Origin of the sequence: Dissulfurimicrobium sp. (assembly GCF_049968175.1) — a bacterium.
GTDB classification, from domain to species: domain Bacteria; phylum Desulfobacterota; class Dissulfuribacteria; order Dissulfuribacterales; family Sh68; genus Dissulfurimicrobium; species Dissulfurimicrobium hydrothermale.
Map to the genome: position 1 here is coordinate 1 of NZ_JBMFRG010000093.1, position 5285 is coordinate 5285.

At 49.6% G+C, this 5285-nt stretch carries 8 protein-coding genes; 6 read left to right on the forward strand and 2 right to left on the reverse strand.

The window, feature by feature from the left end; genetic code table 11:
* Both ACP5SG_RS09290 and ACP5SG_RS09295 read left to right on the forward strand, forming a co-directional pair.
* Positions 1–249 (forward strand): hypothetical protein (locus ACP5SG_RS09290; protein ID WP_428123910.1); only part of this gene is annotated, 249 nt, incomplete at its 5' end.
* Positions 250–298: 49 nt separating this feature from the next.
* Positions 299–484, forward strand: coding sequence for a hypothetical protein (locus ACP5SG_RS09295; protein WP_237888191.1), 186 nt, complete (start codon positions 299–301; stop codon positions 482–484).
* Positions 485–504: 20 nt separating this feature from the next.
* On the opposite strand, the gene ACP5SG_RS09300 is transcribed toward ACP5SG_RS09295, so the two are convergent.
* Positions 505–1143: a YchE family NAAT transporter gene (locus ACP5SG_RS09300; RefSeq protein WP_237888190.1), complete on the reverse strand. Its 639-nt coding sequence runs from the start codon at positions 1141–1143 to the stop codon at positions 505–507.
* Positions 1121–2131 carry a glycoside hydrolase family 3 N-terminal domain-containing protein gene (locus ACP5SG_RS09305; RefSeq protein ID WP_237888189.1) on the reverse strand — a complete coding sequence of 337 codons (1011 nt, stop codon included), beginning with the start codon at positions 2129–2131 and terminating at the stop codon, positions 1121–1123. Before ACP5SG_RS09305 ends, ACP5SG_RS09300 begins: the two co-directional genes overlap by 23 nt.
* An 88-nt stretch (positions 2132–2219) precedes the next feature.
* Here ACP5SG_RS09305 and ACP5SG_RS09310 point away from each other — a divergent pair, with 88 nt between their 5' ends.
* The 4 genes from ACP5SG_RS09310 to ACP5SG_RS09325 all read left to right on the forward strand — a co-directional run.
* On the forward strand, positions 2220–2693 hold the full coding sequence (locus tag ACP5SG_RS09310) for a TolC family protein (protein WP_237888188.1): 474 nt from the start codon (positions 2220–2222) through the stop codon (positions 2691–2693).
* Between the two features lie 12 nt (positions 2694–2705).
* Positions 2706–3665, forward strand: coding sequence for a TolC family protein (locus ACP5SG_RS09315; RefSeq protein WP_428123921.1), 960 nt, complete (start codon positions 2706–2708; stop codon positions 3663–3665).
* Positions 3662–4729, forward strand: coding sequence for an efflux RND transporter periplasmic adaptor subunit (locus ACP5SG_RS09320; protein WP_428123924.1), 1068 nt, complete (start codon positions 3662–3664; stop codon positions 4727–4729). The genes ACP5SG_RS09315 and ACP5SG_RS09320 overlap by 4 nt, the downstream gene beginning before the upstream one ends.
* A partial coding sequence (locus tag ACP5SG_RS09325) for an efflux RND transporter permease subunit (protein ID WP_428123927.1) occupies positions 4716–5285 on the forward strand: 570 nt, incomplete at its 3' end. The genes ACP5SG_RS09320 and ACP5SG_RS09325, both read left to right, overlap by 14 nt.

A 5285-nucleotide genomic window follows, 5' to 3' on the forward strand; every position in this document is an offset into this window, starting at 1 on the left:
GTTTTAACCCCTGACACCCACAGGATCAGGGCCGAGGTGGAACTCAATGGATATCTCCTCATAAAAGAAATGAGTGAGAGCCTCAAGGAGGATTATGAACAGATCGAGAATTTTACTGATTTTCTTCAATTTTGTGCGGCATTTGCAAATCGCATAACCAGAACAGTCGGAGCCAAGATCGACGAGATGGAGGATGCCCTTAAGAAAAAGGCCCCCTATCTAAAGAATGTTGATATAAAACCGTCTTGATCTTTTTGGTAGGATTTCTGATGGCAAGACAAAAAAGGAGGTGTACGAAATGGGCTCAGACACCATCCAGCCCCATGGAGAAAAGATGCGCAAGGCCGTTAAATGGATGTCAGAGATGATCAATGAACACCCTGATAAGGACAGGCGGGAGATCATCCTGGAGGCTGAGTTGCGGTTTGATCTTTCTCCAAGCGAGTGTGAGTTTCTGAACAAAAAATTTATATGCGCAGAGTAGGTTAGGTAAAAGGTGAGATCCTAACCGAGCCCTGGCAGCAGCTGTTTCAGGCCGTTTGCGATAAACTCTACACCTATTGCTGCCATGACAAGGCCCATTATTCGTGTAAATATGTTGATGCCGGTCTTGCCTAGGAGGCCGGCCACCATGGAGGCGGAGCGTAGGCACAGCCATGTAATGCCTGCAACTATGAAAATAATTGTCAAAAGTATCAAATAGTGGAGAGCAGAGCTATTACGATTGGCGTAAAGTATGACAGTGCTTATGGCGCCGGGTCCGGCAAGGAGCGGTATCCCCAAAGGAACTATGGCGACCGAGTCTTTGTCGGCCACATCCCTTGCTTCCTCTTCGGTATGCCTTATAGGACTTATATGCGCGTGCATCATATCTATCGCCATAAGAAGAATCAGTATCCCACCTCCAACTCTGAAGGACGAGATCGAGATGCCGAAGAAATGCAATATAGCCTCGCCTGCAATCAATGAAACAGACAAGACCAGAACTATGGTAAGGGAGGCCATTACGGCGGTCCTGTGTCGGTCATCTGATGCCTGGCTGTTTGTGAGATTGATAAATATCGGAACTGCGCCTATCGGATTGACGATTGAGAGCAGTCCCACAAAAAACTTCATATATTCAAACCATCTGTCTATCGACATGCGGCACCGTTGCGATCTTATTTCTCAATGTATCCAAACGCTCAAGGCTCTCATCCAGCCGTTCCGCACTTATAATGCCTCTAGACAGTGCCTTATCAAGAAAGGCTACGGCCATTTTCACCTTTTCTGCCTCATGACATATGAGAAGAAGGTCATGACCGGCAAGGAATGCCTTGAGAGCTGCGCTCCCGATAGACAAATGTCCGGTTGCACCCTTCATCTCGAGGTCGTCCGTGATTAGCGTTCCATTAAATCTGAACTCACCTCTTAGAAGTCTATCGGCTACATATGTAGAATATGTTGCCGGCTCATCCGGGTCAAGGGCGGTGAATGTCACATGGGATGTCATGATCGCTGCTACTCCTGCATCTATCGCCATCCTGAATGGGAGCAGTTCCCGAAATAAGACATCTTCTGTGGCAGAGATCACCGGTCTTTCAATGTGTGGATCTTCCGTAACCCTGCCGATCCCTGGGAAGTGTTTGGCGCAGGCGCATATACCAAGGGCCTGAATCGTGTTGATATACAATACGCCGAGCCTTCCTGTCTCTTCCGGATCCGGGCCGTAGGACCTTTCTGCGAGGACGCCTTTTGTGCCTGGCTGCGCAAGGTCAAGGACAGGAGCGAGATTTATGCCGATTCCAGCGTCTTTAAGCGTTATGGCTACAAGTTTCGCCTGACGTATAACCCCATCAGTTGGGTTGTCTGACCAGGCTACGCTGCTGTTCGACGGCACAACCGGCCAATTCGGCGGTCCAAGCCTCTGGATAGGCCCTCCTTCCTGATCGACGGCTATTATCGGTTGAGGGAGTCCTGCCTCGAGACAGGTCTTCACAAGACTGTCGCAGAGCCCTTTTACCTGGACCTGGTCCTTTATGTTTCTTTTAAATAGGATGAAGTTTCCAATGCCGGTTTCCATGATAAGATTACGGACTGAGGGATCGAGCTCAAGGCCATGGATGCCCATCATTATGAACTGTCCCATCATATGCGGTCTCTGTTTGCAAGGCGGCATTATCTTGTTTTAATTTCCAGGTAATTCTTTTTTAATAGTGTTATATTAAAGGGTATTTTTGATGAGCGAAAGAGATGGATTGAGGATATCTGGCGTTGCCATTATTTTTGTCGCGATAGCTGTTACTGTGTCCGGGTGTGCGGCATTTCATCCAAGGTCCATCTCCCCATCGCAGACACTCCTTGCCTTTGAGTCCCGCACACTGGACAACCAAGGTCTAAGGGAATTTATGGAAAAGGACCTTGGGCGCAAGATAACGCCATGGCCGCCTACCTCATGGAATATCGAAACACTTACCCTTGCCGCCCTCTACTACCACCCAGAAATGAATGTGGCCAGTGCCAGATGGGAGACCGCCAGGGCAAGGGTGATCAGTGCCGGCGCAAGACCGAATCCGGTAGCCGGATTCACACCGGAATATAATACCAAGACTGCCGGAGGGTTATCTCCATGGACCCTCGGATTTAATCTTGATCTACCAATAGAAACAGCGGGCAGACGCAATTATCGCATAGCTATGGCAAAAGACCTATAAGAAGCCGCGCGTATGAATATTGCAACAACGGCGTGGCAGGTCAGGAGCTGTCTGCGAAGGGCGCTTCTCAATTTTTATAAAACAGAGCGGGCTGAAATTGTCTTACAAAGACAATTTGCTGTCCAGAGGGATATCGTCAGGCTGCTTGAACAGCGACTGTCCCTTGGAGAGATATCCCTGACTGATGTGACACAGGCACGAATCTTTCTTACCAAGGTCAGTCTATCCCTAAGTGAAGCGCAAAGGCAGGCCGCTGAGGCACGCGTGCAGCTTGCCGATGCCATAGGTTTACCTGTATCCGCCCTAAATAATGTCCATATATCTTTCGGCTTTATGAAAGAGTTCCCTTCTGCCCGCGACATCCATTTGCAGACCATCCGTCGTCAGGCCTTGCTCAGTCGGCCCGATATCCTGGGCGCACTTTCTGAATACGCCGCCAGCGAGTCGGCTCTGCAGCTTGAAATTGCTAAACAGTACCCCGATATCCACCTCGGCCCAGGCTATACTTTTGACCAGGGAGATAACAAGTGGGCAATTGGGCTTTCCATAACCCTGCCGATTTTAAACAGCAACAAAGGACCGATTGCAGAGGCGAAGGCCAGATATAAAGAGATGTCAGCCAAGTTTATTGCCCTCCAGGCCAAGATTATAGGAGAGATCGACCGGGCGTTTGCAGGATATAAATCTGCCCTCCGAGAGTTGGAGACGGCTGATTCCATGTTATCGGCCAAAAAAGAACAACTTCAATCCATTCAGATGATGTTTGAGGCAGGCGAAACGGACAAGCTTTCCATTTTAAGTATCCAATTAGAATGTTATTCCACGACGCTCTTACGATTAAATGCCTTGGTAAACGTCCAGCAATCCCTTGGTATGCTGGAGGATGCACTCGAACACCCCCTCCAAGCCGATAAGACATCTTTCAATTTCTCTCAAACGGATTTCGGTAAGAGCAGGTTTAAGAAAAGATGAACCCAAACAGAAAATTATTATCGTTTGTCATTGTTGTCCTGATGGGGATTAGTGCCTTTTTGATCTGGATATATCCAACGGCAGACAAGCCTCTGGCAAAGAGACGGCAGCATGAGCGACCTGTCAATGCCCCTTCCTGTATATCGATTGAGAACGGAAAGGTCACTGTTGCCGTTGACGCGGCCTCCCGAATAAAAAGCGGGATAGTCGTTGCGCCATTAAAAGTGGATTCGCGTCATGAAGAACTTAAGGCATATGGAAGGGTTATAGAGGTCTCAGGACTTGCCAATCTCTATAATTCTTATGTAGCTCAAAAGGCTATGATGAAAAAGACAGAAGCACACTTCAATGCCTCTTACAGGGAATATGAACGGTTAAGGGCCCTCCATAAAAACGGGAATATCTCTGACAAGGCCCTCGAATCCGCTGAGACGGCATGGCTCTCAAACAAGGCCGATGTGGAGGCTGCAAATGGCACTTTGCATATTATAGAAACAATCATAGCCCAGCAATGGGGACCCGTGATAGCTAAATGGATAGTTGAGGATTCCCCATCTTTCAATCATTTGTTGCAACAACAAGATCTCCTCGTTCAGATCACGTCCTTTGATAAACATCTTGAACATGCACCAGGGACCGCGCTAATCCAAGCCTCTGACGGCAATCTTTTGCCAGCCAGCCTTGTTTCATCGGCCCCGCATGCAAATCCGCTTACGCAAAGGGCTGGGTTTTTCTACATCATCCCCGCAAGAGCGGGCCTATTTCCGGGAATGAATATAACCGCCTGGCTGCCGATAGGTCCTAAAAGGCAGGGGGTCATCGTACCCGATTCTGCAGTTGTCTGGTGGCAGGGAAGGGCATGGGTCTATGTGCAGAACGATGATACGCATTTCGTCCGGCGCGAGATTGTCGTCGACACACCCGTACCCAACGGCTGGTTTGTTGCTAACGGATGGCATGGTGGCGAACGTGTTGTGGTAAAGGGCGCAGCCCTGCTGTTCTCTGAAGAGTTCCAGCCGAAGCCGCAACCAGGCAATCCGGGCGGCGGTGATGACGATGATTAGAGGTATCGTTTGCTTTGCTATCCGTTTCCGCGGCGTCGTCATCTCCCTGGCCATGCTGCTGGCCAGATACGGCTTGTTCGCTCTCAGTCATGCGCGGCTGGATGTGTTCCCGGAATTCGCACCTCCTCAGGTACAGGTTCAGACCGAGGCACCGAGCTTGTCACCCGAACAGGTAGAAGTACTGGTCACCCAGCCGCTGGAGAGCCGGTTGGCCGGCATAGCAGGGATTAAGATCATGCGCTCGAAATCATTTCAAGGGCTTTCTATGATAACCTTGATCTTCGTGTCAGGCACCGATATCTATCGAGCTAGACAGCTTGTAGCAGAGCAGATTGGCGGTGCCGTCAGCGCGCTTCCTCGGGGTGTGAAGGCACCTATTTTGCTGCCGCTGGCTTCCTCTACCAGTGTAGTGTTGAGCGTCGGTCTGACCTCGAACACGTGTTCCCTGATGAAATTGCGCACCCTTGCTGACTGGATCGTCAAGCCGCAACTGCTTTCCGTAAAAGGGGTAGCTGGTATCTCGGTATTCGGCGGTGAGATTAAGCAGTTGCAGATT

Coding starts and splice junctions, on each gene's coding strand:
- ACP5SG_RS09315 (WP_428123921.1), top strand. CDS start 2,706: ATGAATATTGCAACAACGGCGTGGCAGGTCAGGAGCTGTCTGCGAAGG.
- ACP5SG_RS09300 (WP_237888190.1), bottom strand. CDS start 1,143: ATGTCGATAGACAGATGGTTTGAATATATGAAGTTTTTTGTGGGACTG.
- ACP5SG_RS09310 (WP_237888188.1), top strand. CDS start 2,220: ATGAGCGAAAGAGATGGATTGAGGATATCTGGCGTTGCCATTATTTTT.
- ACP5SG_RS09295 (WP_237888191.1), top strand. CDS start 299: ATGGGCTCAGACACCATCCAGCCCCATGGAGAAAAGATGCGCAAGGCC.
- ACP5SG_RS09305 (WP_237888189.1), bottom strand. CDS start 2,131: ATGATGGGACAGTTCATAATGATGGGCATCCATGGCCTTGAGCTCGAT.
- ACP5SG_RS09320 (WP_428123924.1), top strand. CDS start 3,662: ATGAACCCAAACAGAAAATTATTATCGTTTGTCATTGTTGTCCTGATG.